Raw genomic sequence first — 25,013 nt, forward strand, 5'->3', positions numbered from 1 at the left:
TAAATTGGAGCGACATATCGGGTTCGAACCGATGACCTATACCTTGGCAAGGTATCGCTCTACCAACTGAGCTAATGTCGCATAAATCTTTACTTGATTGAAACGACATATCGGATTCGAAACAAAAACCGATGACTTATACCTTGGTAAGGTATCGCCCTTTTGCTCTCATAAAGAGTCAACTGAGCTAATGTCGCGTAAACCTTTTAAATTGGAGCGACATATCGGGTTCGAACCGATGACCTATACCTTGGCAAGGTATCGCTCTACCAACTGAGCTAATGTCGCATAAATCTTTTTACTTACCGGACTTGGTGTTCCCATAAGCTTTAATTTGGAGCGACATATCGGGTTCGAACCGATGACCTATACCTTGGCAAGGTATCGCTCTACCAACTGAGCTAATGTCGCATTTCAACTTTTTTACATAGTCACTAAGTTTGGTCCTTAGCGAAAAGTTGAGGCCGCATTATATGAAAATTTCCCTACTCTGCAACCCTTTCTTTCAAATAATCTGACTGATTGGTTAAATAGTAAATGCTTTAGCTCGATAAAACTGCAATTCGGCGATAGATTCTTCGATATCTTGCAAAGCTTGGTGAGTATTCTTCTTCTTAAACCCTTCCATCGCTTTCGGCTCCCAACGACGAACAAGCTCTTTTATCGTACTTACATCAATATTTCGATAATGGAAGTAATTCTCAAGCTCTGGCATGTAGCGGTTTAAAAATCGACGATCTTGACCAATACTATTACCACACATAGGTGAAGCACCAGCCGGTACATATTGGGATAAGAAAGCAATTGTCTCTGCAATCGCTTGCTCTTCATTGATCGTACTCGCTCTAACACGCTCAACAAGACCTGATTCACCGTGGTGCTTTTGGTTCCAATCGTCCATTAAAGCTAATTGTTCATCCGATTGATGAATCGCAATAACCGGGCCTTGGGCAATAATATTTAACTCTTTATCGGTGACGATTGTGGCCATTTCTATAATCTTATCAACGGCAGGCTCTAGTCCTGTCATTTCTAAATCGACCCAAATTAGATTGTTTTCATCTATAGCCATAATGCGACCCGTTATTCCTGTTAGCCTAAATTCAGGCTTTTTTGTTTAAGACCGTGTATCATACTGCTTTTTTAAGCAACACAAAATCACCTTTATCATTGAAGACTAATACGTGAGTAAAAAGAAACCGCTAAGCCATGGTCAATTACGCAGAATGCGGACCAACCAAAAAAAGAAATTACAGAGCCACGATGCAGGCGAAACGACTGACTTACAAGACAGTACGTTAGGGCCTGAGCAGCAAGGCACCATTATTTCCCGTTTCGGTCAGCATGCTGACGTTGAAACCGACGGCGGCCATCTTGCTCGCTGTAATATCCGCCGCAATATTAAAAGTCTAGTGACTGGCGATAAGGTGATCGTACGCTTAGCACTGACCAGCGAGTCAGGTGCGAGTCGTATTGAAGGTATTGTGGAGGCCGTTCACCCAAGGCATTCGCAACTATCGCGCCCCGATCTTTATGATGGTGTAAAGATTATCGCCTCTAATATTGATCAGATCCTGATCGTCACTTCAGTCAAGCCTGCTTTCACAACTCAGATCATTGACCGTTATTTAGTTGCGGCTGAAGATACAGGCATCCAACCTGTAATCATCTTAAATAAAGTGGACTTAATTACACCTGAAGACGCACCAGAAATTGATGCGGCTCTCGAACGTTACCAATCCATTGGCTACCAAGTTTACCGCGTTAGCAGTATTACTGGTGAAGGGGTCGAGCAACTACACGCATTAATGGATGGCAAAGTCAGTGTATTTGTGGGGCAATCTGGTGTGGGGAAATCTTCAATGATTAACGCCATGATGCCTGACGCAGAACTGTTAACTGGTGATATTTCTCAGAATTCTGGTCTAGGTCAGCACACAACGACTACTGCCAAGTTATTACATATTGCCACAGGCGGTGACCTAATTGACTCACCAGGTGTACGTGAGTTTGCCTTGTGGCATCTACCTGCGGATAGAGTCGGTTGGTGCTTTATTGAGTTTAGAGACTACTTAGGCACTTGTAAGTTTAGAGACTGCAAACACTTAAACGATCCTGGATGCTCAATTACCGAAGCATTTAAAGCCGGTGAAATTACTGAAGATAGATACAATAATTATCATCGTATTATCGCCAGTCTAGATGAGCAAAGACACGCTCGTCACTTTAGAGCGGGTCCAGACGAGTAGTTATACTCGGCAAATAAAGCATTACAATAAATTAAGCATTTACCCGACAGCTCCGCCATCCTAGGCATCTAGCATAGCAAAAGGGGGGAGCTGATAAGATGCACAATAAATAATAGATAGCACCTAACTTCAGGTGGAAGATTAAAGGATATTGAAATTGGATAAAGTTAAAATTGCCTTGCAATATATTATGCCAAAGCACTTACTTTCTCGTCTTGTAGGCAAACTAGCAGCGGCTGAAATGGGCTCTGTCACTACAGCAGCAATCAACTGGTTCATTAAACAATATAAAATTGATATGAGCGAAGCTGCACAATCAGAAGCAACTGCTTACCGTACATTCAATGACTTTTTCACTCGCGCCTTAAAGCCAGGCATGCGCCCACTTTGTGAAGACAATGACTACATCGTACATCCAGTCGACGGTGCAGTAAGCCAATTAGGTCCTATTAAAGAAGGCCGTATTTTTCAAGCTAAAGGTCATGACTATTCTTCACTTGCACTGTTAGGCGATCAAGCTGATGATGCCAAGCGTTTCGAAGGCGGTGACTTTGCCACTATCTACCTTGCACCAAAGGACTACCATCGTATTCATATGCCAATTAAAGGCACCTTGTCTAAGATGACCTACGTGCCAGGCGAGCTATTTTCAGTTAATCCACTAACAGCCGAAAATGTACCAGGCCTTTTTGCTCGTAACGAACGTGTTGTGGCTATTTTTGAAACTGAAATCGGCCCAATGGCCATGGTATTAGTTGGCGCAACAATCGTGGCGAGCATAGAAACGGTTTGGGCTGGCACAGTAACACCACCAACCGGCAAAAAGGTATTTACTTGGGATTACCCAACTGAAGGCCCTAACGCATTAACCCTAGAAAAAGGCGCTGAAATGGGCCGTTTCAAACTAGGTAGCACAGTCGTAATGCTGTTTGCTAAAGACGCCTTAGATGAATTTGCCGATGGAGTAGAACCAAAAAGCGTGACTCGTATGGGTCAAGCTTTTGCAAAAATCGAAGATTAACTTCTTAAAGGCAGGCATGGACAGTAAAAAAACAGGGCTGTTAGAACTTCACTTTGCGGTACTACTATTTGGTGGTACCGCTTTGTTTTCAAAGCTTATCCCATTAAGCGCACTCGATATAACCTTGTTACGTTGCGTCGTTGCCGCCTCAGTTTTAGCTTTAATCGTTAAAATCAGTAAGCAATCTTTATCTCTCAATGCGTCCAAAGACTATTTTATTGCTATTGGTCTAGGCATTCTCGTTAGCTTGCACTGGGTCACTTACTTTGCCTCAATGCAGCTATCATCAGTAGCGATAGGTATGATTGCCTTTTTCACCTATCCCGTTATGACGGTACTGGTCGAGCCGATAGTCACCAAAACTAAACTAAAGTTAGCCGACGTTATCAGCGGTGTATTGGTGTTAATTGGTGTTTCGCTGCTCATTCCAGAAGCAAGCCTTGGCAACGACGTTACTCTAGGCATTGCCATTGGTATTTTGTCTGCAGTGCTATTTACCGCCCGCAACCTATTACATAAGCGCTATTTCTCAGCTTACAGCGGTCAACAGGCCATGTTTTATCAGTCTTCGGTGGCGGTGGTTTTCCTCGCTCCTTGGATGAGTGTCGAGCTCAATACCATAGAACAAAATGTTTGGTGGCTAATTATTTTATTAGGCGTGGTATTTACCGCTGCGCCCCACGCGCTTTTTACATCAGCCTTAAGATTATTAAGCGCAAAAACGGTAGGTTTAGTCTCTTGCCTACAACCCTTTTATGGCGCCATGTTAGCATGGCTTATCCTCAATGAAGATTTAGCCCTACAAACTGTTATCGGTGGGACTTTAGTTGTCGCCACCGCCTTATTTGAAACTCAACAAAGTCATAGATCAAATAGCGTAAAAAAGACTGCTTAGAGCGATTTATTTATCCCGCTAACTTGGCTACTATAAATAAGTCTTTTTTGCTTGTTCAAATTCTTATCATGTATCGTTTTTTATTGCTCATCCTATGCGTATTTTCGTTATCTGCGAATGCTAATCCACTTCAACTTGAAAAACGCTTAGGGCTTAATTCAAACAATGAAGAATCAACACCTCAAGAGCAGTTAATTCTATTACAAGATCGAACCAATGATTTAGCGCTGGCCGAAACCAATGCTAAGGAGCTGGTTGGTAATTACAGCGAACATAAACAAAATCTATTAGCGCAAATTCAAGATGCGAAACAAGGCTTGAGCATTTCTGAACAACAAGATGTCCAGCAGCAAGCATCTCTTGCTTATCTGCGATTATCAGAGCTTAAAGAAGTAGAGATCAGTTTAGGGAAAAAAGTTAACCAGTTAATAAAATCTCACAATGAACTTCCTGACGAGCTAATTAGCGCGAGAACAACCCTACAAAAACATAAGAAAATCCGTATTACTGATGAGCAAAGCATCGCTAATAAGACCCTGGTTGCGCAGAAACGCCTCTATCAACAACATGTAAAAACATTAGAAGCATTGCTTGCTAGTAGCCAAAAAGAGATTGATTTAAACCAGTTGCAACTTACGCTGGTTCGTGAACAACTTGCACAGCAAGAGGTGCTAATCGAACAACTAAATCAACTCGTTGTAAAACAAAGACAAGCACAAACAGAAGCGGCCATAGCGGGTAGTTTACTGCCCCAGGGGAAAGTGCACGATCCAGTGACCCAAGAGCTTAGCGACAGCAACCGTATCTATGGCGAAAGTTTAAAAGAACTTAACCACAAAATTAGCCTAACCCTAAACCAACAGGAGCAGGCTGAAGCCCAGTATCAAGCACAAGCCAAGCAACTAACAACTATCCAGCAGCAAATAGGTTGGATAAAACTGAACTCTGCTTTTGGTGAGCGCTTCTTGCAAATGCTACAGGCACTGCCTAAGCCGCCTAACCAAGATCCGGTGCAAAGTGAGATAGCCAATACTCGACTTGGCCGTTATCAGGTTGAGCAAGCACAAACACTTAATCACCAAATGGTAACCGATATTGGCGCTGAAAGTTCATTGCAAGCCAAGTTACTTGCAGCGCAGGGGTTGCTATTACAACAGTTAATCCAAAGCTATGATCAATATCTTAGTGAACTCGCCGATCTAAGGGTTAACTATGAGCAACTTAATCAGCAATACCTGACCTTAAAGAGCATACTCAACGAGCACCTATTTTGGGTTCCCAACGCCAATAGTATTGGGGGGTTATGGATAACTGACTTACATCAAAGTATTCAGTGGATGTTGCAACAAGCACCTTGGAGCCAAATGCAAAGCTCCTTTAATGAGCAAAGTACACTTTGGTCATGGTGGTTGATCTTGTTTGTCGTCAGCATGCTCGCTCAAGATATTCTGACCCCTAAATTTAAATCGGCGATGCGTCGTGAACTGCCTTTTGTCGGTAACGTAACCCAAGATAAGTTTATTTATACCTTCCATGTATTAATCAACTCATTTGGCTACAGTTTACTTAAACCCTTACCCATCGTTTTGGCAGGCGGAATTTTCTATCAATCGAGCCATAATTTCGTATCAGCTGTGGGTATGGGGATTATGGCCTCGGGGATTTTATACCAACTTTATCGCTTTATTTTCTTGCTATCGTTAGATAGAGGTTTGTTGATCAACCACTTCAAGGCACCGCAAACTATTGTCCGCTCTGGACAAGCGCGATTTAAAAAATTCACCATAATGGCGACACCGTTTTTAGCCATCATGACCTTTACGGAAGTTATCGATACCTCTTTGGTGCGAAATAGCTTAGGTCGCGGCGCGTTTATTATTTTTTGCCTAATGCTGTTTTGGTTTTACAAAGATATGCTGAGCTTATCTAACAAAGAAAATACCGCAGAGCACAGCAAGAATAAAAAGCTTCTTCAAAAGCTATTATGGGCAATGTTGATATTAATGCCCCTTGCCTGTGCTGTACTGGCTTTCCAAGGTTACTATTACACCGCATTCCAAATGTTCCTGCAGCTACAGCTGTCTATGATATTTGGTCTTGGTTTCTTACTGCTATTTAATTTAATCAAACGCTGGATGCTAATAGAGCGACGCCGCATTGCCTTTGAACGCGCTAAAGCAAAACGTGCTGAACTGCTGGCTCAGCGTGAAAAGGGAGAAGTCAGCGTTGGCGATCAAAGTGATACCTATGAAGAACCTATTGTCGATCTAGAAACCATTTCAAGTCAGTCATTAGGTTTGGTGCGATCTTTATTGCTACTGGCCTTTTTAGCCAGCATTGTTGGCCTATGGACTCAAACCCATACCGCACTATTCTCTCTACTTGATGGTGTCACCCTTTGGTCGAGTAATACCACGGTAAATGGCATTGAGCAGCAGATCCCTATTACGTTAAAGTCGCTACTCCTATCTCTGATTATTGTCGGTTTCTCTATGATGATCGCCACTAATCTGCCCGGCCTCATTGAATTAACCATCCTGCAAAGGCTAGATTTAAGCCAAGGAACCGGATTTGCACTGACTACCGTGAGTCGCTATCTAGTGGTGTTATTTGGCGTGTTAACGGGCTTTTCCACCCTAGGAATGGAGTGGTCTAAGTTGCAATGGCTTGTGGCTGCCTTATCAGTTGGTTTAGGCTTTGGTTTACAAGAAATCTTTGCAAACTTTATTTCCGGCCTGATTATTTTGTTTGAAAAACCAGTGCGTATTGGCGATACCGTGACAATCCGCGATCTAACTGGAACAGTAAGTAAAATTCAGATCCGAGCAACCACTATCGTTGACTGGGATCGTAAAGAGATCATTGTGCCCAACAAGGCATTTATTACCGAGCAACTTATCAACTGGTCACTGTCCGATCCTATCACCCGCGTGATTGTTTACGTGTCAGTGGCAAGAGACTCTGATCCAGCGAGAGTAGAAGCAGCACTTTATCAAGCGGTGCAAGAATGTGATGATGCTCTGCTATCGCCTGAACCAGAGGTCTGGTTTGCAGGGTTTGGCCAGCATACTCAAGACTTTGAAGTAAGAGCTTACGCTAAAGATATGGGTGCGCGTTGGCCACTAAAACATAAACTGCATAAACAAATTACTAAGAAGTTAAATGAAAACAACCTTGTGCTCGCCTACCCTCAGTTAGAGGTGCACTTATCCTCGAGCCAAAGTAAAGACGTACAGAGCTTAATTAGAAGCTAATGACAGGGATCAAAACCAATATGATGATATTTGCTCACCGTGGTGCCAGCGGTTACGTCGCCGAAAACACCTTAGCCGCCTTTGCTAAATCAATAGAACTAGGCGCAACAGCGGTTGAGCTAGATATTCATCTGGTCGAAGATGAACTCTATGTGTTTCATGATAGAAGATTAGAGCCCAAAAGTTCTGGATACGGGCTGATAGAAGAGTTTACCAAAGCAGATTTAAGTCAGCTTAAAATTGAAGGTGAGCCAATACCGACCTTATTACAGGTATTGCAATTACTTAGACCCCATAACACCTTAGTCAATATCGAGTTAAAAGGTCTAGGCTGCCTCGATGCGTTTATTGCACTTTACCCCACACTGATTAACGAACTTAAATATCCAGCCGAAAAGCTGTTGATCTCGTCTTTCAATCATCCATTTTTAGCGACGTTCAAACAGCAATACCCAGAGTCTTTTATCGCCCCGCTGATAGAGGGGGTGCCGTTGGATTTGGCGGGCATCGTCTCTCAACTCGGTGCCTACTCAATCCATCTTGGGTTAAGTTTTACCACTCAACAAATGGTTGATGATGCCCACCAACGTGGCGCCAGAGTTTATGTGTATACCGTCGATAACCTTGAAGATCTTGATATGCTCAACAGCATGGGCGTAGATGGCATATTTACCAATTTCCCCGATAAAGCTATTTTGCATTTAGCCTAAGTTTTTACTGCTGATAGAAAGCAAGATTTGCGTAAAGCCAGCAATATAAACTAGACTTAAATTAACAGCTTACATTCAATCTAGACTTGTCGATTACGTTGTGCCCAGCTGCCTATAGCAAAGAAAATGGCAACCACCAATACAAACAACCAATGGGCCGGTATTTTTGCCATATATTGCGCCAGCAATGGGCTTAAATGAATGATAATGAGACCGTAGCCAAACGCGTTAACAATAACAAAAATTAACGTGCGCAATAGAAATGAACGGCCTGCAAGGTAACGACGTAGAAAACGATTAATATCAGCGCCAAAAACGACCAAACAACAAGCTATAATGGCTGTTGCGACTTCGGTAAGCCACGGGGTGAATAATCCCCCTAAATAGTTTAAAAGCGCAATGAGCTTATCAATAAAATCAGTCATTTTTCAGCAAGTTAAAACTCAGGTAAACATAGAATATAGGGAGTTAGTATGGGACACAAGTTACTCTTGCTCACCAGAGAAAATGAGCGCTATCGCCAGCTATTAAATTCGTGTCACCTGCCAGACACCATCATATTAGATGATGATCCCCAGGGAATATTCAACGCCGACATCTGGTTAGCCGAACCTAAGCTTGCTGCGCCTTTGCTGCCTCATGCTGCTAACTTAAAATGGATGCAGTCAACCTTTGCCGGCGTTGATGCACTAGTTAAGCCTAGGCAGCGTAAAGACTATGAGCTTACCAATGTAAGAGGCATTTTTGGACCGTTAATGAGTGAGTACCTATTTGGCTATTTGCTTGCATACCAGCGTGAGCATAGAAAATATAAAACTCAACAAGAGCAAAAAGTCTGGTTACCTGGCAGCTTTAAGACCCTGCAAGGGCAAACATTGCTACTACTAGGCACTGGCTCTATTGCTAAGCATATCGCTCAAACAGCAAAACACTTTGGCATGCATGTAATTGGCATTAATCGCGGCTCCAAACCCACAAGGGGCTTTGATGAAGTCGACACCCTGGCGAATCTAACCCACTATCTTCCCCGTGCCGATGCCGTAGCGAGTATTTTACCCAGTACACCTGAAACCAAAGGCGCATTAAATCCGCAAACCTTATCGCTATTAAAAGACGAAGTGGTGTTATTTAACCTTGGTCGCGGTGATGTATTAGATCTTGACGCACTTTATCAGCAGCTGGTTACTCATACCGAGCAACAAGCGATATTAGATGTATTTAATCAAGAACCCTTGCCCGATAATCACCCTATTTGGTCATTAGATAACGTCATTATCACACCACATATTGCTGCGCCAAGCTTCCCTGAACAAGTGGTTGAGATATTCTCAGAAAACTTTCACAAGTGGATTAAGGGTGAAAAATTATCTCATAGGGTCCATTTTGAACGCGGCTATTAAACCAAGATTTAGTGCTACTGTTTCTATGAAGCTGCCTGCAACCTCAGCAATAACGTGATATAGGCACGCTTTTTAATAACTGGCTACAGCAAAATAGCCCATAATTATATTTAGCAGTTATTAGCATTGAGAATCATTTTCATTTATACTTCGGGCTATGTTCGATTTAGAGATGATATTTCATGTACGTTTGTCTTTGTCACGCAATTACTGATACGCAGATCAAAGAAGCTGTTAGCCAAGGCGATGCTTCATTAGCCGACGTTAAAAAGCGTCTTGGTGTGGCGGATCAATGTGGTAAATGTGCAAAAATGGCAACCCAGATCATCCAAAGACAAGTTGAGATCGAACCCAACTTTTATGAAGTCGCCTAATACTCATCAGTATACATTCGGCAATGTCTTCACATAAAAAATGCAGCCAATTGGCTGCATTTTTTGTTTAACGCTTAGTTCAACATGCCCTAAATGACAGGCTCACCGTCACCTAGTTCAACACTATCAACTCGTTGTAATCCCCGTGGCAACTTAGCACCACGACGACCACGCTCACCACGATAATGCTCTAGGTCGCTTGGCTTAAGTGTCAGCTTACGCTTACCTGCCCAAAGGGTGACCGACATATCTTCAGGAATAACGTTAAGGTGCAGCAATAACTCTTCACGACTCTTAGCGCGTTCAGTTGGAATACCAATAATCTTATTACCTTTACCCTTAGACAATTGTGGTAAAGCATCAAGCGAGAACAGCAACATGCGGCCCTCATTGGTAATGGCTAATATTGAGCTTGGTTTAGTCTTATCGACCTTTCTGGGTAACAGCACTTTAGCATTAGTAGGCAAGCTCAACAGCGCCTTACCCGCCTTATTACGCGATACCATGTCTTTATTGGCACAGATAAAGCCGTAACCCGCATCAGAGGCCAATAAGTAACATTGCTCCTCATCAGACAGTAAGACATGCTCCATCGTCGCACCTGGCGCTAAATTAAAGCGAGTAGTGATAGGCTCACCTTGGGATCGCGCAGACGGTAAAGTATGGGTTTCGGTGGCGAATGCCCTACCCGATGTGTCAATAAACACACTAGGTTGGTTACTGCGGCCCTGCGCCGAACGTAAGAAACTATCACCCGCTTTATAAGATAGGTTTTGACCATCAACATCATGGCCTTTAGCGCTACGCACCCAGCCTTTTTCAGATAGCACAACAGTCACAGATTCTGCAGGAACTAACTCTTGCTCGGTCAGCGCTCGTGATTCACTACGCTCAACTAATGGGGAACGACGTGCATCGCCATAGTCTTCGCCATCTTTGATCAGTTCTTTTTTGATCAAGGTCTTCATACGGCGCTCAGAGCTTAGCAGCAGTTGTAGTTTGTCACGCTCAGCTTCTAATTCACTTTGCTCAGCTTTGATCTTAAATTCTTCAAGCTTAGCTAAGTGACGCAGTTTAAGATCTAAGATCGCGTCAGCTTGTTTGTCTGATAGATTAAAGCGCTTTATTAATTCAGCTTTCGGATCATCGTTATAACGAATGATCTCAATCACTTCATCAATATTTAAGAAGGCTACCATCAACGCATCTAGAATATGTAATCGCGATAATACTTTATCTAAGCGATATTCTAGACGGCGCTTAACCGTAGTCATTCTAAATTCAAGCCATTCCGTTAATAGCTGGAGCAAACCTTTAACTTGTGGACGACCATTTAAGCCAAGTACGTTAAGGTTAACGCGGTAGCTCTTTTCTAAATCCGTGGTTGCAAATAGATGCGCCATCATTTGGTCGCAATCGACGCGGTTTGAACGTGGCACAATCACCATGCGTACCGGGCTTTCGTGATCAGACTCATCACGTAAATCCGTTACCATAGGTAACTTCTTCGCCTGCATCTGATTGGCAATTTGCTCTAAAATCTTACCGCTACTTGCTTGATGCGGCAGTGCAGTAATCACTACTTCACCATTTTCCACTGTGTATACAGCGCGGGCTTTAATAGAGCCACGACCTGTTTGGTAGATTTTAGTAATATCTGCAGCGGGAGTAATGATTTCAGCTTCAGTTGGGTAATCTGGGCCAGGAATAAATTCCATCATGCGCGCTAAATCAGCTTTAGGATTATCAAGCAGTTCTACACAAGCCCCAACCAACTCTTTTACGTTATGTGGTGGCACGTCAGTAGCCATACCAACAGCAATACCGGTAATACCGTTAAGCAGAATGTGTGGCAAGCGCGCAGGTAAAACCAGGGGTTCTTTCATGGTACCGTCAAAGTTAACGCCCCAATCAACAGTGCCCTGACCTAGCTCACTTAGCAAAACCTCTGAAAACTTAGACAGTCTCGCTTCGGTATAACGCATTGCAGCAAATGACTTAGGATCATCTGGCGCGCCCCAGTTACCTTGACCATCAACGAGTGGATAACGATACGAAAATGGCTGTGCCATCAGCACCATAGCTTCATAACAGGCACTGTCACCATGGGGGTGGTACTTACCCAATACGTCACCAACGGTACGCGCTGATTTCTTATGCTTAGATTGAGCAGATAAGCCAAGCTCACTCATGGCGTAGACAATACGTCTCTGAACCGGTTTGAGTCCATCACCAATATGTGGCAATGCACGGTCCATGATGACATACATGGAATAGTTCAGATATGCCTCTTCCGTGAAGCGGCGTAGCGGCATTTGCTCTACGCCATCAAGGCTTAAATCTATCGCATCACTCATTAATCATTATCCTGTGACTGATTCTTTGCTGACTCTTTATAAAACAAACGGTAAACGTTGCCTTTTAGATCATCAGATATATACATGGCACCATCGGGTGCTGTGACCAATGAATATGGTCTTGCGACGGGAAATTCACCGTCTAAAAAGCTAACAACTGTACTGCGTTTTATTACTTTGCCTGCTTCAATTTCAAGCATTACCACTTGGTAACCCACTTTACTTGAGCGGTTCCAAGAGCCATTTTCCGCCACAAACATTTGATTGTGGTAACGTTCAGGGAATTGACTACCACGGTAAAAGTGCATCCCTTTGGCACCAACATGAGCTGGCAACTCATAATTTGGCGCAACCACTTTAAGGTTTTTAGGCTTATCGTATGCTGGCTCAATCACGTTCGTAGCATGAATATAAGGAAAGCCATAGTGGCTACCTTTAACTTCTACTTTGTTAATTTCATCTGGAGGTAAGTTATCGCCCATCCAATCGCGGCCATTATCTGCAAACCAAAGTTGGTTATCATTCACAGACCAATCAAAGGCTAATACTTTTCTTACGCCACTAACAATTTGCTCACTCGCACCTGTTTCAACATCAATTGCGATAATGCTGGCATAAGGCGCTTCTGACTCACACACGTTACAAGGTGCGCCAATCGCAATATAGAGTCTTCCATCAGGACCAAACTGCATTGCCCGACGACTCTTTTTACTTTCGCCAGGCAAACGGTTGTAAACTTCTTTTGGACGTCCAGGACGCTTTAGGCGGGATTCAATTTGATTAAAACGTAAAATACGTTCTTCTTCGGCAACATACAAAGAGCCATTAGAAAACGCTATCGCTTCTGGGTAATCCAACCCTTTAGCAATCACATAACGTTTATCGACTCGTCCATCGTTATCGCCATCAACCAGCGCAGTGATTTTACCGTCTCGGTAGGAGCCAACAAATAGCGTGCCATTATCGCCAACAGCTAGCTGTTTAGCATCACCTAAGTTAGAAGCGTATAAGGTTAAACCAAAGCCTTTAGAGACAGTGATCATCATAGGATCCGCTGCAAGTGCACTAAAACTAAATATTAATTGCGCGCACAGCAGCGAAACCCCAGCAGCGATTTGATTTCGATAGTTTTCAAACGTCATTATTATTCTTTTGTCTGATTATAATCACAAACTGCCGATTAGAGCTGGGCAAGATCACCCTTTGTTTCTAACCAAGTTTTTCTGTCCCCAGAACGCTTCTTGGCGAGTAACATATCCATAAGAGCCATAGTGTCATCAGCATCATCTATGGTTAATTGCACTAGTCGACGTGTATTTGGATCCATCGTTGTTTCACGCAGTTGTAGCGGATTCATCTCACCCAATCCCTTGAATCGTGTTACTTGGACTTTTCCTTTCCGCTTTTCTGCGGCAATTCTATCAAGAATGCCGTCTTTCTCAGCCTCATCTAAGGCGTAGAATACTTCTTTACCGATATCGATACGGAACAGAGGTGGCATAGCCACATAAATATGTCCTTGCTCCACTAATACCTTGTAGTGCTTCATAAATAGTGCACATAACAAGGTCGCAATATGCAGACCATCCGAGTCTGCATCGGCAAGAATACAAATTTTTCCATAACGTAATTCTGAAATATCAGCACTATCAGGATCGCAACCAATCGCAACCGAGATATCATGTACTTCTTGCGAAGCCAACACTTGAGAAGCATCGACTTCCCACGTATTCAAAATCTTACCACGTAGCGGCATAATCGCTTGGAACTCACGATCACGAGCCTGCTTAGCACTGCCTCCCGCAGAGTCACCCTCCACCAAGAATAGTTCGCCACGCATAGGATCTTGACCACTACAATCGGTCAGTTTTCCAGGTAACGCTGGTCCAGAAGTAATACGCTTACGCGCCACTTTCTTAGCCGCTTTCAAACGCTTTTGTGCATTATTAATACACATGTCTGCTAAGGCTTCTGCTTGCTCAGTATTGGTATTTAGCCACAAGCTAAATGCATCGCGAACAATCCCCGAGACAAATGCAGCACACTGCCTACTAGAAAGCTTTTCTTTCGTTTGACCGGCAAACTGTGGATCTTGCATCTTAATCGATAAGATAAAGGTACAGCGATCCCAAATATCTTCTGGCGTTAACTTGATACCGCGAGGCACTAGGTTTCTAAACTCACAAAACTCACGCATAGACTCGAGTAAACCTTGTCTAAAACCGTTAACATGAGTACCACCCAGTGGGGTAGGAATAAGGTTTACATAACTTTCGTTAAGGTATTCACCACCTTCAGGTAGCCAAGTTATCGCCCAGTCGGCGGCTTCTAAATTTCCCGCAAAACTGCCTACAAATGGCACTTCAGGAAGTGTTGGCACGCCCTTAATTGATGTTCTAAGGTAATCTTCTAAGCCACTTTCATAAAACCATTCTTGGGTTTCATTGGTTTGCTTATTAACAAATTTAATGCGCAGACCAGGGCAAAGTACAGCCTTAGCTTTTAATAGGTAAACCAGTTTAGTTATAGAGAAGTTGCCGGAATCAAAATAGCTTGCATCAGGCCAAAAATGTACGCTTGTACCAGTATTACGGCGGCCACATGTACCAGTAACGTGCAGGTCTTCAACCTTTTCACCATGCTCAAAAGCCATTTCATAGACTTCAGCATTACGTCTAACAGTGATTTCAACACGGCTTGAAAGCGCGTTAACCACCGAAATACCAACACCGTGAAGACCACCAGAGAATTGGTAGTTTTTATTAGAGAACTTTCCACCTGCATGCAGCTTAGTTAAAATAAGCTCTACACCGGGGATCCCCTCTTCAGGGTGGATATCAACCGGCATACCACGGCCGTCATCGATAACTTCCAAAGAGTTGTCGGCATGTAAAATCACGTCGATTCGACTCGCGTGCCCTGCTAATGCCTCATCGACACTATTATCAATGACTTCCTGTCCTAAATGGTTCGGGCGCGAAGTATCGGTATACATACCGGGGCGACGTTTTACAGGGTCGAGTCCATTTAGGACTTCAATAGCATCTGAGGTGTATTGGTTTGTCATGGCACACATATTATTTTGTTATTCAGGCCATGTTGCGGCCCTACGGGTCTATTTGTCAAGAAAACAGATATTCACAGATAGAAGCAAGTTGGTCTTTATAACCGATAAAACTATGGTCGCCATCGGGTTCTATTAACAGCTTACAACAGTGATATTTCTGCACGGCCTGTTTGTAGTCGAGCACTTCATCGCCTGTTTGTAACAGTACATAAAAGCGATCAGGATTTAATATTGCGGGCGTATTGTAGCGCCCGACGTCGTGTTTATGTTCGGCAACGACTTGGTAGGTTTCATCCGTGTAGGGATTGTACTGAGTGCCAATGAATTCATCAAATAGTTCGAAAGGTTTTACTGCAGGATTAACTAAAACTGCGCGTCCACCGTAAGTTTCGGCTAAATAACTTGCGAAATATCCGCCTAATGAAGAACCAATATAAGTCAGCGGCTCACCCTCAGCTTGCGCTTTTTCTACAATATCGATTAGCAGTGCCATCGCCTCAAGCGGTTCGCTGGGCAATTGTGGCTGAAAAAATGGGAGTTGAGGATGATGTTCCGCGATATAGCTGGCGGTAACCAAACCTTTATCTGACAAAGGCGAACTATTAAATCCATGTATGTATAGCAGCATATTTCCTCACACTGCGGCGTATCTTAGCTACTAATAACCGCCTGCATCTTTATCTGGTGAGAAGTTCTCACCCGGTACCCGGTAAACATTGGTTAGAATGCTACCATCGGATTTGAGCTCCAGCAAACGGTATCCCGGTTGCAACGCATCGAGTGCAAAATAAGGCGACTTAGGTTTGAACTGAATACATGTTGATGGCGTAGCCATCAGCTTAATTGCTCCATGGGGACCAAAATGTTCTGTTTCGACATTTTGATGGATATGCCCCCAAAGTAACCCTTTTACTTGTGGGTATTGCGCAACTTGGGCAATAAAGGTTTCACCATTATCCATGCAGTGTTGATCAAGCCAAGTACAGCCTGCTAAAACTGGATTATGATGCATAACTAAAAGCGTATGACGATTAGGCTCTTCTGCAATCGCATTTTCAATAAGTGCTAGCTCAGCTTCAGACATATGCCCACCTGGGCGTCCTCGTACCGTAGAGTCCAACATAATGATTTGCCAATTACCGGCTAAAATGCGCTTCTGCCCAAATACCTGCGAGCCTTGCATGTGCAGATTCATGATGCGAGGGTCGTCATGATTCCCCGGCAAGTAATGACACGGCATATCTAAAGGCTTAATAGCATTAACAAAGTTATGATACGACTCAATAGAGTAATCTTGACTTATATCGCCTGTCGCTAGCATAAAGTGCGCAGGATAGTTAACCGCAGAGATAGTGTTTAACACTGCGCCTAGACTTTGAGCAGTATTGACACCAAGTAGCTGTGCTTCAGGATCAGCAAACAGGTGAGGATCTGTGACTTGCACAATTCTCACACTCTTAGCTTCAGAAATTGAATAAGAGATAGCTGCTTTTAGCAAATTAGTTACCCAATAATCAGATCAACTGACAAATTTAGTTAAGTTATCAATCTTCAATAACTCTTCTAGAAAAGCATTGACTTGGTACTTTTCATCCCGATGATGCATATGCATATTTGGATAATCATACACTGGTCGCAATTGGTAAATCTGTTGACTAGTTAACACTTCTGCTAATTTAGCATCATGATAAATGCGTACAGAGACTTTAGGTGTTGACACTAACTCATGGTTACCAACGCAGCGTGAGATCTGCACTAACTGAGTATATTTAGTATTTTCCAGCAACTGCACATCTAACTGACCAAACTCACCTTTCACTCGCCACTGTGAGCCTTCACTTGGCTCTAAAGTCAGCCATCTTTGAATATGCATATAATTACGCCCACAAAGTGCCAGAAACTGGCTGACATTAGGCTGATACTTATTCTTTTTCGCTAAAGTGACATATGACACAAATTAAACCAACGCTATCTATATAAATGTATTGAATAAGAACAATGAAAGTAACCGCTTGATGCCGTTAATCCTATTGTTTGACGATATTTTGATAATTAAGTTGCAACCAAAGAAGTCCAATCACGGTTGACGCATTGTCTATTTGACCATCTACGACCATTTGATAAGCTTGCTCACGACTAACAACATGCACACGTATATCTTCATGCTCATCAGCAAGTCCATGCACACCATCAGCATCTGCTGCTGTTACGTTAGCCCAATAAAAATCAAAACGCTCACTTGTGCCGCCAGGGCTAGAAAAGTATTGATTAACTTGAGTAACACTTTTTGCGGTTAATCCCGTTTCCTCAAGTAGTTCCCTATGAGCGACATCCATTGATGTCTGCCCATTATCGATCATTCCGGCCACTAATTCTAATAACCAAGGTGTTTTTGCGTTTTCAAGTACAGGAATGCGAATTTGTTCTATTAAAACGACTTGGTCCATAACAGGATCATAAGGTAAAACAACCACGGCATTACCACGCTCAAACACTTCACGCGTGACAACATCACTCCAGCCACCAGCAAACAACCTATGCTTGAAGCGATACTCTTCCATTTTAAAGAAGCCTTTATACAAAGGTTTCTTGCTCAATAGCTCTACATCATCACGCTTGAAGGTGCTGTTCATTTCTTGTCCTAAATATACTTGTTTATAAAGGTATTTATGCCACAATAAAGTCAAATAAAAATATTAATACTATGATGCATGCAGTACTAATCATAAGCATCAAAAACTGTTACACTTCTGAGTTGACTTAGAATTTGTAGGTTTTTAATATTTAACCCACTAAGTTTAGATGTATTGGGAAGCGTCGGGAAGCGCAAACCGCCTTACTTTTTATTATATGTAAGGCAAAGCTAAACATAACAAGTTAAATTCGCTCCTCAATGGGGAATTTTGTCTAAAAGGACAGCAAATGAAATTCAAGATCCGTTCTCTATGTGCCGCACTGACCCTTGCAGCGACAGCGCAAGTTGCTCATGCCGATGACCTTCTTCAAATATATCAACAAGCATTGACGAGTGATCCTGTTGCGCTTCAAGCTAAAGCTCAACGTGATGCTCTGTACGAACAGATTGAAGAAAACCGTGCTCCATTACTACCAACAATCAGTGCTAATGTAGGTTACGACAAAGCATGGAATGACCCAAGCGAAGATTCAAGCGGTATTGTCGGTGGCGTAACCTTAAATCAGGTAATTTACGACCACAGTGCATGGGTTGGTTTAAGCCTTGCTGAAAAAGCGGCATCTCAAGCAGACTCTGCATACGCATCAGCGCTACAAAACCTTATTATTCGCGTAACCAACGCTTATTTTGACGTACTAACAGCCAAGGACAACTACGAGTTCCAAGGCTCTGAAAAGCGTGCAATTGAGCGTCAGCTTGAGCAGACTAAACAACGCTTTGCAGTGGGCCTTACAGCAATTACCGACGTACATGAAGCACAAGCTCAATATGACTTAGCTAATGCGACTGAAATTTTGGCTGAAAACACCCTAGCAAATAGCTACGAAGCACTGCGTGAAATCACAGGCATTGATCATAAGAACATCAATATTCTGGATACCAATCGTTTCTCTGCATCTGCTGTTGCTCCAGCGTCTTCAACAGACTGGATAAAAATGGCAGAAACCAACAGTGTTGACCTAATGACAACACGTATTGGTAAAGACATCGCTGAAGAAACAATTACCCTTTATAAAGCTGGCCACATGCCCTCACTTAGCTTAAATGCAGGTTACAATAAAGGCATAGAGCAAGAGCCTGGTAACGACTTCGACAATGGCACAATTGGCGTAACACTAAGTATTCCTATTTTTGAAGGTTTCAAGGTGTCTTCAAAAGTTAATCAAGCTCAGTACCAATATGTTGAAGCAAGCGAGAAGCTAGAACAGACGCACCGAAAAGTGGTTAAAGATGTACGTAATAACTTTAACAACGTTGGCGCTTCTATCAGCTCAATCCGCGCTTATGAGCAGTCTGTAATCTCTTCAGAAAGTGCGCTTAAAGCAACTCAAGCTGGTTTTGAAGTAGGTACACGTACTATTGTTGATGTATTAAACCGTACTCGTGACCTTTACGATTCAAAGCGTAAACTATCTGATGCGCGTTATGGCTATATCAATTCAATCCTAGCGCTTAAGCAAGCTGCGGGGACATTGAATGAAGATGATATCGCATCAATTAACAATGGCCTTGTTGCTCCAACAACAAACTAAGCCTGCTTGTTAAAACATAAAAAAACCGCCAAATGGCGGTTTTTTTATGGGCTAATATTCTTATAATCTTATCGCCACAGCTAATTGAACCGCGACAACAGAAGAGATAATTAGCTTAGAATACGAGTTCAACACCAGCAAAGTAACCTTTAAACTGCATATCCGCTGTTACGCCATCAAAACCATTTACGTCAAACTTAAAGTCACGGTAACCAGCGCGGATACGGTAATCTAATGCCGTACCATCAAAGTTCCAACCTAGTCCTAATGAATAATCATAAACGCTAGACTCATCAACACCCATCATGATGTCAGCAAAACCGTAAAGGCCTAAACCTGGAACACCAACTTGTGCGTCGATATAACCCATAACAATACCGCTATCGATATTTTTAGTTTCAGGGTGGCCAGCATCAGCTACGCGGAACTTACCATCCATCTTCTTATAAGCCGCACCTAGATCAAGTGCTACGATATCGTTATCTAAAATCTCGTAGTAAAGTACAAAGTCAGTATTGCTTAGATCTGAAGTCGCATTCACATTGCCTTGGAAATCATGGCCATTGAAGTTAAAGTCAGCATCACTCATTTTGCCATCAGCTTCTAAGCTGTTTTGTCTAATCTTAACATTTGGCACTAGCGGAATTGGATGCTCAACAGCAACCCAGATGCTACCTTGAGAAGATGAATCATAGTTAAACTCTTGCTGTGATTTACCGCGCTCAGCAAAAGTACCATTAGTATCAGCTTTCCAGTAATCGCCGCCGACTTTAAAACCGACAACTGTAGCAGCTTGGGCTGAAGTGCCTACTAATGAACCTAATAGTGCACACGCCAATAACGTCTTTTTCATAGTTAACCTTGAGTTAATAAGTTAGTTAAATCGATAACCGCAGCATTTGCGCGGGAGATATAATTTGCCATCACCAACGAGTGATTAGCCACAACCCCAAAGCCTGAACCGTTTAGGATCATTGGGCTCCAAACAGGCTGTTGTGTTTCTTCTAGCTCACGAATAATCTGACGCAGACTTACTTGAGCATTTTTCTTTTTTAAAACATCGGCAAAATCAACTTCAACAGCTTTCATGAAATTCAGTAGTGCCCATGTCGCACCACGAGTTTCATAAAACACGTCATCAATCTTCCACCAACTAGTTTTAATTTGCTGTGCATTGTAGCCAGGCGTTGACTGTCTAGCCGCGCTATCACCTGATAGGTCGGTATTCAATCTGTCTTGGCCTACACTTGCGGAAAGACGCTGCGACATACTACCTAAACGCTTTTGCACCTCTTTAAGCCACTCATTGAGGTTATCGGCGCGAGCATAAAACTGCGCATCAGGGTTTTCTGTAGCCATCATACGAGCGCGATATAGCTTCAATAGCTTAATAGCGTCTTCATATTCACTTTCAGCACTGGGTACTAGCCAACTAGTATGTTCGATATTCAACTTAGAATGGGCTGCAAGCAGGTCTTTATCTGCTGTAGATTGTGATTGCGAACGACTAAACTCTTTACGCATGATCAACGCGAGATCTCGCGCTTGTTCAATCGCACCAAACTCAAATGCAGGCATATTATCCATAAAGATTGACGGTGGCGTAACATCATTAGACAGCCAACCGCCAGACTTATTCAATAGCGCTTCCACAGTCAAAATCAATGAGGTGGTTGTGGCATAACCAACTACATTACGGCTATTTTCTTGGCTATAAACATTCTGTTCAATAGGGTCTGGCTCAACACTCCACCACACACTAATAAGATAACCAATAAAGCAAACTGCAATAAGAGCAGCTAAGACTTTTTTCCATGTCACTTGCATCGTACTAATTCCTTAATGGTGGTGATGGTGATGCTTGTGCGCATCATCACTTTGCGGTGCTTGTTTTTTTACAGGCAGACTAATTTCCTGCACTGTTCCGTCAGCAAACTCAAGAGTCATCTCTACTTCAGAGTCGACCACTAGCGGTTCAGTAAGCCCCATCAACATAATGTGGTTACCGGATTCAGACAGCACGAGACTACCATGAGAGTCTATGTCAAAGCCCTCCACTTGGCGCATTTTAATCATGCCATTCTCTTCAATAAGGGTGTGTAATTGTGCTTCAGCAGCAAAAGACGCATCTACCGCAACTAAACGAGTTGCATCGCCATGGTTCTCAATCGTGATATAGGCCGCGCTATTTGGCACTGTTGCAGGCAAAGCACGAACATATCCATCTACCAGCACTATTTGCGCCATAGCAGTGAACGATAGGCAACTTAACAGACAGATGTTAAACAGTTGTTTGAATATTAGCTTCAATGTCATAAACTCCATGTAAAACCCAATTCGCAGAATGAGGACATAACGAATGAGCACGATTCAAGTTAGGGACGATAATGGCGTAAGGGTCATTACGTTTAATCGCCCGGATAAACGCAATGCGCTTAACCTACAAATGTATACACAGCTAACAGAATACCTTATCCAAGGCGAGTCGGACAACGAAATTCGAGCCTTTATGTTTCGCGGACAAGCAGAGTGCTTTACTTCCGGCAATGATGTCGCTGACTTTTTACAAAATAGTGGCTTAGGTGCTGATCATCCAGCTTTTAGATTCCTATTTTGTCTACTCGATCTAAAAAAACCAGTCGTTGCAGCTGTCACAGGCGCTGCAGTCGGAATTGGCACAACCATGTTGCTACACTGTGATTTAGTTTATGCCAATAATAGTGCTAAATTTCAGCTGCCATTTGTCCAGCTTGCACTCGTGCCAGAAGCTGGGGCGAGCCTATTATTACCGCAAGTCGTCGGCCAAACAAAAGCCAGCGAATTACTTATGCTAGGTGAAAGCTTTAATGCCAGCCAAGCTCACGCTTACGGGTTGATTAATGACATTATAGAAAGCGAGAATATTTTTGAATATGCCCTACAACGTGCTCACCAATTAGCGGCTCTACCGCCTATCTCACTGCAATCCACAAAGAAACTGCTCCGCTACAACAAGGAAGAAGTGCGCGCACAGATGGAAAAAGAACTGATTGAGTTTGAGGCAAGACTTGCCAGTGATGAAGCTAAAGCTCGATTTGCGGCATTTTTAAAACGCTAATCTAGTTTTAAATGCGGATGCTAGTTATAGATTTCAGCATCCGCGTTTGATTAGAATTATCACCACACTAGTTGTATGCATTTGATAATGGCTTGAGGCGATGTTTTTCAAGGTGGTTAGCACTCTCATCTAAAATTCCTCTGAAGCATTAATCAAAACGGCTAATTAACATGGTTTTGCCATTTTGGTAGCACTAAGGCTAATACAAAATAGGTGAGCAATCCCATTGCTGGATTACAGAAAATTGCTACTGCACATACCACTCGGGTCCACATGCAAGACCACTCAAATTTATCAGCCATTGCAGCGGTAACACCACATACGATTGAGCGAGGATCTTTTAAGCGTTCAACAAAACTGTTCATTTTAAACTCCCTTTCGTTGTCTCTAATAGACTTCAACGCTAACTTTGCAGCTCGTCATTTTAGTCTTTTATTTAGGTTTCAAACTCGGACTGGAAATCCAGTCTTCTAATTTAGTCTTCTAATTTGTGCCACTCTAGCGAACAAATTAAACATGCAAACATCACTAGGCTAATAACGGGCAATAATAATAATGCGATAAATTGAGCAAAGAACCACATAATTAGTCCTTACTTACCGCAGTCGTTACTAGCGGTTGCTCATTTAGCGTAGCAGCGCCTTGCTTATTTGCCAGCTCTTGCTCAGAGTCCATATCAAACATCATTTCAGACATTTGTGATTGAATAGAAAGACTCAATTCCGTTTGTGCTTTGCTCATCATCTCTTGCATCTGTGAAGAGATATTCTGCTCGATGTTGCTAGCAACATCAGAGATAAGCGAGTTATCTGCTTGAGCTGTTGCGCTTACGCCTAAGATTACCGCTGTTAGTAAAGACGCTTTAATGGTTTTAGATACAGTTGAATTAAACATAATGGCTTCCTTTTCGAGTTAACTTAATTGTATGTATGTGCATTAAAGAGGTCTGATTCACAGGGTTCTTAATTACACATTTCTTAATTACATATAGGTTAATACAAGCAGCGTGCCAACTTTGAATATAAACTGTAACTAGCTAAAAATATTAAATAAAAAACAAAAAGTGGAGAGATTTTAGAGTGGAATTAAATTGAAGGATATTTGAACAACAAGAGATAGTAGTGAAACTCACCAAGCACTGGTGAATTTCACTAAATGGAGCAGATTACAAGCTAACGATATCGTCCATCGCTGCACGAGCTTGAGTGATAACCTCTATACCAGCGCCTTGTTTATGCGCATTTTCGCTGATATAGCGGCGCCATATACGTGAGCCAACCTCACCTTGATAAAGGCCGATAATATGGCGAGAGATATGATTAAGGCGACCACCTTGCTTCAGGTGAGCCTCAATATAAGGTAACAACTTTTCTAGCACTTCATCACGGCTAAGAATGGGTGCATCAATGCCACACAACTGCTGATCTACCTCAGCGATAATATAGGGATTTTGATAAGCTTCACGCCCAACCATCACACCATCAAGCTGCTGCAAGTGTGTTTTACATTCGTCCAGCGTCTTTACGCCACCGTTAATTGAAATGTTTAGCCTAGGGTAATCACGCTTAAGCTGATATACACGTTCATAATCTAGCGGTGGGATCTCACGGTTTTCTTTCGGACTCAAACCTTGCAGCCATGCTTTACGGGCATGAATAGTAAATTCTTCACAACCTGCAGCATGGACAGTATCAATAAGCTGAGTCAAAAACTCATAGCTATCTTGCTCATCGATGCCAATACGTGTTTTTACAGTAACAGGGATATCAACCACCTGCTTCATCGCAGAGACACACTCAGCGACTAACTCAGGCTCAGCCATTAAGCATGCACCAAAGCGGCCGTTTTGTACTCGATCTGATGGACAACCTACGTTTAAGTTAACCTCATCATAACCACGCTCAGCAGCTAACTTGGCACAAGCCGCTAAATCAGTCGGGTTAGATCCGCCAAGTTGTAATGCTAATGGATGCTCTTCTTGATTATAACCAAGGTAATCACCACGACCATGCAAAATCGCACCGGTAGTGACCATCTCTGTATATAACAATGTTTGCGAAGACATTAGGCGGGCAAAATAGCGGTAATGCTTATCCGTCCAATCCAGCATGGGCGCAATGGAAAATGTGCGATTAATCGGCATAATATTTGAATCAACCTTTTGACTTACTTGTGATTTCATTTAACTCTTCATTTCAATATTAAATTCAGTCTAGCGATGCTTTTCCTCAATATTTAACTGCAAGCTAGCTGTATACTCAGTCTAGCAAGGTCAAATCATTTGATGAGCTCATTACTCAATGAAGAGTTAGCTTTAAAAGTTATGGGATATTCGCATAGAAAAATGGACGTGCATTATACA

Annotated in this window: 24 protein-coding genes and 4 tRNA genes; 9 read left to right on the forward strand and 19 right to left on the reverse strand. The window is 42.7% G+C overall.

Translation table 11 applies throughout. The annotated features are described in order from the left end of the window. Window positions 1-5: 5 nt before the first annotated feature. The 5 genes from L2748_RS02935 to orn form a co-directional block, all read right to left on the reverse strand. Window positions 6-81, reverse strand: a tRNA-Gly gene (locus tag L2748_RS02935). Window positions 82-101: 20 nt separating this feature from the next. Beyond that, window positions 102-197: transfer RNA gene (locus L2748_RS02940), tRNA-Gly, on the reverse strand. Between the two features lie 15 nt (window positions 198-212). Further along, window positions 213-288, reverse strand: a tRNA-Gly gene (locus L2748_RS02945). A gap of 47 nt (window positions 289-335) precedes the next feature. Next, window positions 336-411: transfer RNA gene (locus L2748_RS02950), tRNA-Gly, on the reverse strand. A gap of 115 nt (window positions 412-526) precedes the next feature. Then, window positions 527-1,072 (reverse strand): oligoribonuclease, encoded by a 546-nt coding sequence (gene orn / locus L2748_RS02955; RefSeq protein WP_220779084.1) that lies wholly within the window; start codon window positions 1,070-1,072, stop codon window positions 527-529. Window positions 1,073-1,184: 112 nt separating this feature from the next. Here orn and rsgA point away from each other — a divergent pair, with 112 nt between their 5' ends. The 5 genes from rsgA (at window position 1,185) to L2748_RS02980 (ending at window position 8,129) form a co-directional block, all read left to right on the forward strand. After that, a complete protein-coding gene (gene rsgA, locus L2748_RS02960; protein WP_220779083.1) occupies window positions 1,185-2,249 on the forward strand; it encodes a small ribosomal subunit biogenesis GTPase RsgA in 1,065 nt (354 codons plus the stop codon). A 157-nt stretch (window positions 2,250-2,406) separates the two neighbouring features. After that, complete coding sequence (gene asd / locus L2748_RS02965; RefSeq protein ID WP_220779082.1) at window positions 2,407-3,270, forward strand: archaetidylserine decarboxylase; 864 nt, start codon at window positions 2,407-2,409, stop codon at window positions 3,268-3,270. A gap of 16 nt (window positions 3,271-3,286) precedes the next feature. Further along, complete coding sequence (locus L2748_RS02970; RefSeq protein WP_220779100.1) at window positions 3,287-4,165, forward strand: DMT family transporter; 879 nt, start codon at window positions 3,287-3,289, stop codon at window positions 4,163-4,165. A gap of 68 nt (window positions 4,166-4,233) precedes the next feature. Next, a complete protein-coding gene (locus L2748_RS02975) occupies window positions 4,234-7,419 on the forward strand; it encodes a mechanosensitive ion channel domain-containing protein (protein ID WP_220779099.1) in 3,186 nt (1,061 codons plus the stop codon). Window positions 7,420-7,439: 20 nt separating this feature from the next. Beyond that, window positions 7,440-8,129, forward strand: coding sequence for a glycerophosphodiester phosphodiesterase (locus tag L2748_RS02980; RefSeq protein WP_220779097.1), 690 nt, complete (start codon window positions 7,440-7,442; stop codon window positions 8,127-8,129). 80 nt (window positions 8,130-8,209) lie between these two features. On the opposite strand, the gene L2748_RS02985 is transcribed toward L2748_RS02980, so the two are convergent. Then, entirely contained in the window at window positions 8,210-8,554 is a 345-nt protein-coding gene (locus tag L2748_RS02985; RefSeq protein WP_220779080.1) for a DUF3392 domain-containing protein, read from the reverse strand. 48 nt (window positions 8,555-8,602) lie between these two features. Between L2748_RS02985 and L2748_RS02990 the strand changes: the two genes are divergently transcribed. Continuing rightward, window positions 8,603-9,529 (forward strand): D-2-hydroxyacid dehydrogenase, encoded by a 927-nt coding sequence (locus L2748_RS02990; protein ID WP_220779078.1) that lies wholly within the window; start codon window positions 8,603-8,605, stop codon window positions 9,527-9,529. Window positions 9,530-9,711: 182 nt separating this feature from the next. Next, window positions 9,712-9,903, forward strand: coding sequence for a bacterioferritin-associated ferredoxin (locus L2748_RS02995; protein WP_220779076.1), 192 nt, complete (start codon window positions 9,712-9,714; stop codon window positions 9,901-9,903). An 89-nt stretch (window positions 9,904-9,992) separates the two neighbouring features. On the opposite strand, the gene parC is transcribed toward L2748_RS02995, so the two are convergent. The 7 genes from parC to nudF all read right to left on the reverse strand — a co-directional run bounded on the left by parC (window position 9,993) and on the right by nudF (window position 17,960). After that, complete coding sequence (gene parC, locus L2748_RS03000) at window positions 9,993-12,260, reverse strand: DNA topoisomerase IV subunit A (protein WP_220779074.1); 2,268 nt, start codon at window positions 12,258-12,260, stop codon at window positions 9,993-9,995. Continuing rightward, window positions 12,260-13,402 carry a PQQ-dependent sugar dehydrogenase gene (locus L2748_RS03005; RefSeq protein ID WP_220779073.1) on the reverse strand — a complete coding sequence of 381 codons (1,143 nt, stop codon included), beginning with the start codon at window positions 13,400-13,402 and terminating at the stop codon, window positions 12,260-12,262. Before L2748_RS03005 ends, parC begins: the two co-directional genes overlap by 1 nt. Window positions 13,403-13,440: 38 nt before the next feature. Next, the gene (gene parE / locus L2748_RS03010; RefSeq protein WP_220779072.1) at window positions 13,441-15,327 is read right to left on the reverse strand and encodes a DNA topoisomerase IV subunit B; all 1,887 of its coding nucleotides are present in this window, start codon (window positions 15,325-15,327) and stop codon (window positions 13,441-13,443) included. A 55-nt stretch (window positions 15,328-15,382) separates the two neighbouring features. Continuing rightward, entirely contained in the window at window positions 15,383-15,955 is a 573-nt protein-coding gene (locus L2748_RS03015) for a YqiA/YcfP family alpha/beta fold hydrolase (protein ID WP_220779068.1), read from the reverse strand. Window positions 15,956-15,985: 30 nt separating this feature from the next. After that, window positions 15,986-16,825, reverse strand: a complete 840-nt coding sequence (cpdA, locus tag L2748_RS03020; RefSeq protein ID WP_220779066.1) for a 3',5'-cyclic-AMP phosphodiesterase — start codon at window positions 16,823-16,825, stop codon at window positions 15,986-15,988. Between the two features lie 21 nt (window positions 16,826-16,846). Beyond that, window positions 16,847-17,281, reverse strand: coding sequence for a DUF1249 domain-containing protein (locus tag L2748_RS03025; protein ID WP_220779064.1), 435 nt, complete (start codon window positions 17,279-17,281; stop codon window positions 16,847-16,849). Window positions 17,282-17,354: 73 nt separating this feature from the next. Then, window positions 17,355-17,960: an ADP-ribose diphosphatase gene (gene nudF, locus L2748_RS03030; protein ID WP_220779063.1), complete on the reverse strand. Its 606-nt coding sequence runs from the start codon at window positions 17,958-17,960 to the stop codon at window positions 17,355-17,357. Window positions 17,961-18,249: 289 nt separating this feature from the next. Between nudF and tolC the strand changes: the two genes are divergently transcribed. Further along, complete coding sequence (gene tolC, locus L2748_RS03035; protein ID WP_220779062.1) at window positions 18,250-19,554, forward strand: outer membrane channel protein TolC; 1,305 nt, start codon at window positions 18,250-18,252, stop codon at window positions 19,552-19,554. 115 nt (window positions 19,555-19,669) lie between these two features. Here the strand turns inward: tolC and L2748_RS03040 are convergent, their stop codons facing one another. From L2748_RS03040 to L2748_RS03050, 3 genes are read right to left on the reverse strand one after another with little or no spacing between them, the layout of a single operon-like run. Continuing rightward, entirely contained in the window at window positions 19,670-20,407 is a 738-nt protein-coding gene (locus L2748_RS03040) for a TIGR04219 family outer membrane beta-barrel protein (protein ID WP_220779061.1), read from the reverse strand. Window positions 20,408-20,409: 2 nt separating this feature from the next. Then, window positions 20,410-21,381, reverse strand: a complete 972-nt coding sequence (locus L2748_RS03045; RefSeq protein ID WP_220779054.1) for a DUF2333 family protein — start codon at window positions 21,379-21,381, stop codon at window positions 20,410-20,412. Between the two features lie 12 nt (window positions 21,382-21,393). Further along, on the reverse strand, window positions 21,394-21,879 hold the full coding sequence (locus L2748_RS03050) for a copper chaperone PCu(A)C (RefSeq protein ID WP_220779052.1): 486 nt from the start codon (window positions 21,877-21,879) through the stop codon (window positions 21,394-21,396). A 34-nt stretch (window positions 21,880-21,913) separates the two neighbouring features. On the opposite strand from L2748_RS03050, the gene L2748_RS03055 reads away from it, so the two are divergent. After that, window positions 21,914-22,651, forward strand: coding sequence for an enoyl-CoA hydratase-related protein (locus L2748_RS03055; protein WP_220779051.1), 738 nt, complete (start codon window positions 21,914-21,916; stop codon window positions 22,649-22,651). Between the two features lie 161 nt (window positions 22,652-22,812). On the opposite strand, the gene L2748_RS03060 is transcribed toward L2748_RS03055, so the two are convergent. From L2748_RS03060 to dusA, 3 genes are all read right to left on the reverse strand, one after another. Next, complete coding sequence (locus tag L2748_RS03060; protein WP_220779049.1) at window positions 22,813-23,016, reverse strand: PspC domain-containing protein; 204 nt, start codon at window positions 23,014-23,016, stop codon at window positions 22,813-22,815. A 220-nt stretch (window positions 23,017-23,236) separates the two neighbouring features. After that, entirely contained in the window at window positions 23,237-23,545 is a 309-nt protein-coding gene (locus tag L2748_RS03065; protein WP_220779047.1) for a hypothetical protein, read from the reverse strand. A gap of 271 nt (window positions 23,546-23,816) precedes the next feature. After that, window positions 23,817-24,833, reverse strand: a complete 1,017-nt coding sequence (gene dusA / locus L2748_RS03070; RefSeq protein ID WP_220779045.1) for a tRNA dihydrouridine(20/20a) synthase DusA — start codon at window positions 24,831-24,833, stop codon at window positions 23,817-23,819. Window positions 24,834-25,013 lie beyond the last annotated feature (180 nt).

Origin of the sequence: Shewanella sairae (genome assembly GCF_023283535.1) — a bacterium.
Lineage (GTDB): Bacteria > Pseudomonadota > Gammaproteobacteria > Enterobacterales > Shewanellaceae > Shewanella > Shewanella sairae.

Excerpts from the sequence above, each read along its gene's own strand:
- L2748_RS03015 (WP_220779068.1), bottom strand. The coding sequence starts at position 15,955 with ATGCTGCTATACATACATGGATTTAATAGTTCGCCTTTGTCAGATAAA.
- L2748_RS03050 (WP_220779052.1), bottom strand. The coding sequence starts at position 21,879 with ATGGAGTTTATGACATTGAAGCTAATATTCAAACAACTGTTTAACATC.
- parE (WP_220779072.1), bottom strand. The coding sequence starts at position 15,327 with ATGACAAACCAATACACCTCAGATGCTATTGAAGTCCTAAATGGACTC.
- L2748_RS02985 (WP_220779080.1), bottom strand. The coding sequence starts at position 8,554 with ATGACTGATTTTATTGATAAGCTCATTGCGCTTTTAAACTATTTAGGG.
- L2748_RS03045 (WP_220779054.1), bottom strand. The coding sequence starts at position 21,381 with ATGCAAGTGACATGGAAAAAAGTCTTAGCTGCTCTTATTGCAGTTTGC.
- L2748_RS03005 (WP_220779073.1), bottom strand. The coding sequence starts at position 13,402 with ATGACGTTTGAAAACTATCGAAATCAAATCGCTGCTGGGGTTTCGCTG.
- L2748_RS02995 (WP_220779076.1), top strand. The coding sequence starts at position 9,712 with ATGTACGTTTGTCTTTGTCACGCAATTACTGATACGCAGATCAAAGAA.
- L2748_RS03065 (WP_220779047.1), bottom strand. The coding sequence starts at position 23,545 with ATGTTTAATTCAACTGTATCTAAAACCATTAAAGCGTCTTTACTAACA.
- parC (WP_220779074.1), bottom strand. The coding sequence starts at position 12,260 with ATGAGTGATGCGATAGATTTAAGCCTTGATGGCGTAGAGCAAATGCCG.
- L2748_RS03055 (WP_220779051.1), top strand. The coding sequence starts at position 21,914 with ATGAGCACGATTCAAGTTAGGGACGATAATGGCGTAAGGGTCATTACG.
- L2748_RS03040 (WP_220779061.1), bottom strand. The coding sequence starts at position 20,407 with ATGAAAAAGACGTTATTGGCGTGTGCACTATTAGGTTCATTAGTAGGC.
- L2748_RS02990 (WP_220779078.1), top strand. The coding sequence starts at position 8,603 with ATGGGACACAAGTTACTCTTGCTCACCAGAGAAAATGAGCGCTATCGC.
- orn (WP_220779084.1), bottom strand. The coding sequence starts at position 1,072 with ATGGCTATAGATGAAAACAATCTAATTTGGGTCGATTTAGAAATGACA.
- nudF (WP_220779063.1), bottom strand. The coding sequence starts at position 17,960 with ATGAACAGCACCTTCAAGCGTGATGATGTAGAGCTATTGAGCAAGAAA.
- L2748_RS03060 (WP_220779049.1), bottom strand. The coding sequence starts at position 23,016 with ATGAACAGTTTTGTTGAACGCTTAAAAGATCCTCGCTCAATCGTATGT.
- tolC (WP_220779062.1), top strand. The coding sequence starts at position 18,250 with ATGAAATTCAAGATCCGTTCTCTATGTGCCGCACTGACCCTTGCAGCG.
- L2748_RS02975 (WP_220779099.1), top strand. The coding sequence starts at position 4,234 with ATGTATCGTTTTTTATTGCTCATCCTATGCGTATTTTCGTTATCTGCG.
- dusA (WP_220779045.1), bottom strand. The coding sequence starts at position 24,833 with ATGAAATCACAAGTAAGTCAAAAGGTTGATTCAAATATTATGCCGATT.
- L2748_RS02970 (WP_220779100.1), top strand. The coding sequence starts at position 3,287 with ATGGACAGTAAAAAAACAGGGCTGTTAGAACTTCACTTTGCGGTACTA.
- L2748_RS02980 (WP_220779097.1), top strand. The coding sequence starts at position 7,440 with ATGATGATATTTGCTCACCGTGGTGCCAGCGGTTACGTCGCCGAAAAC.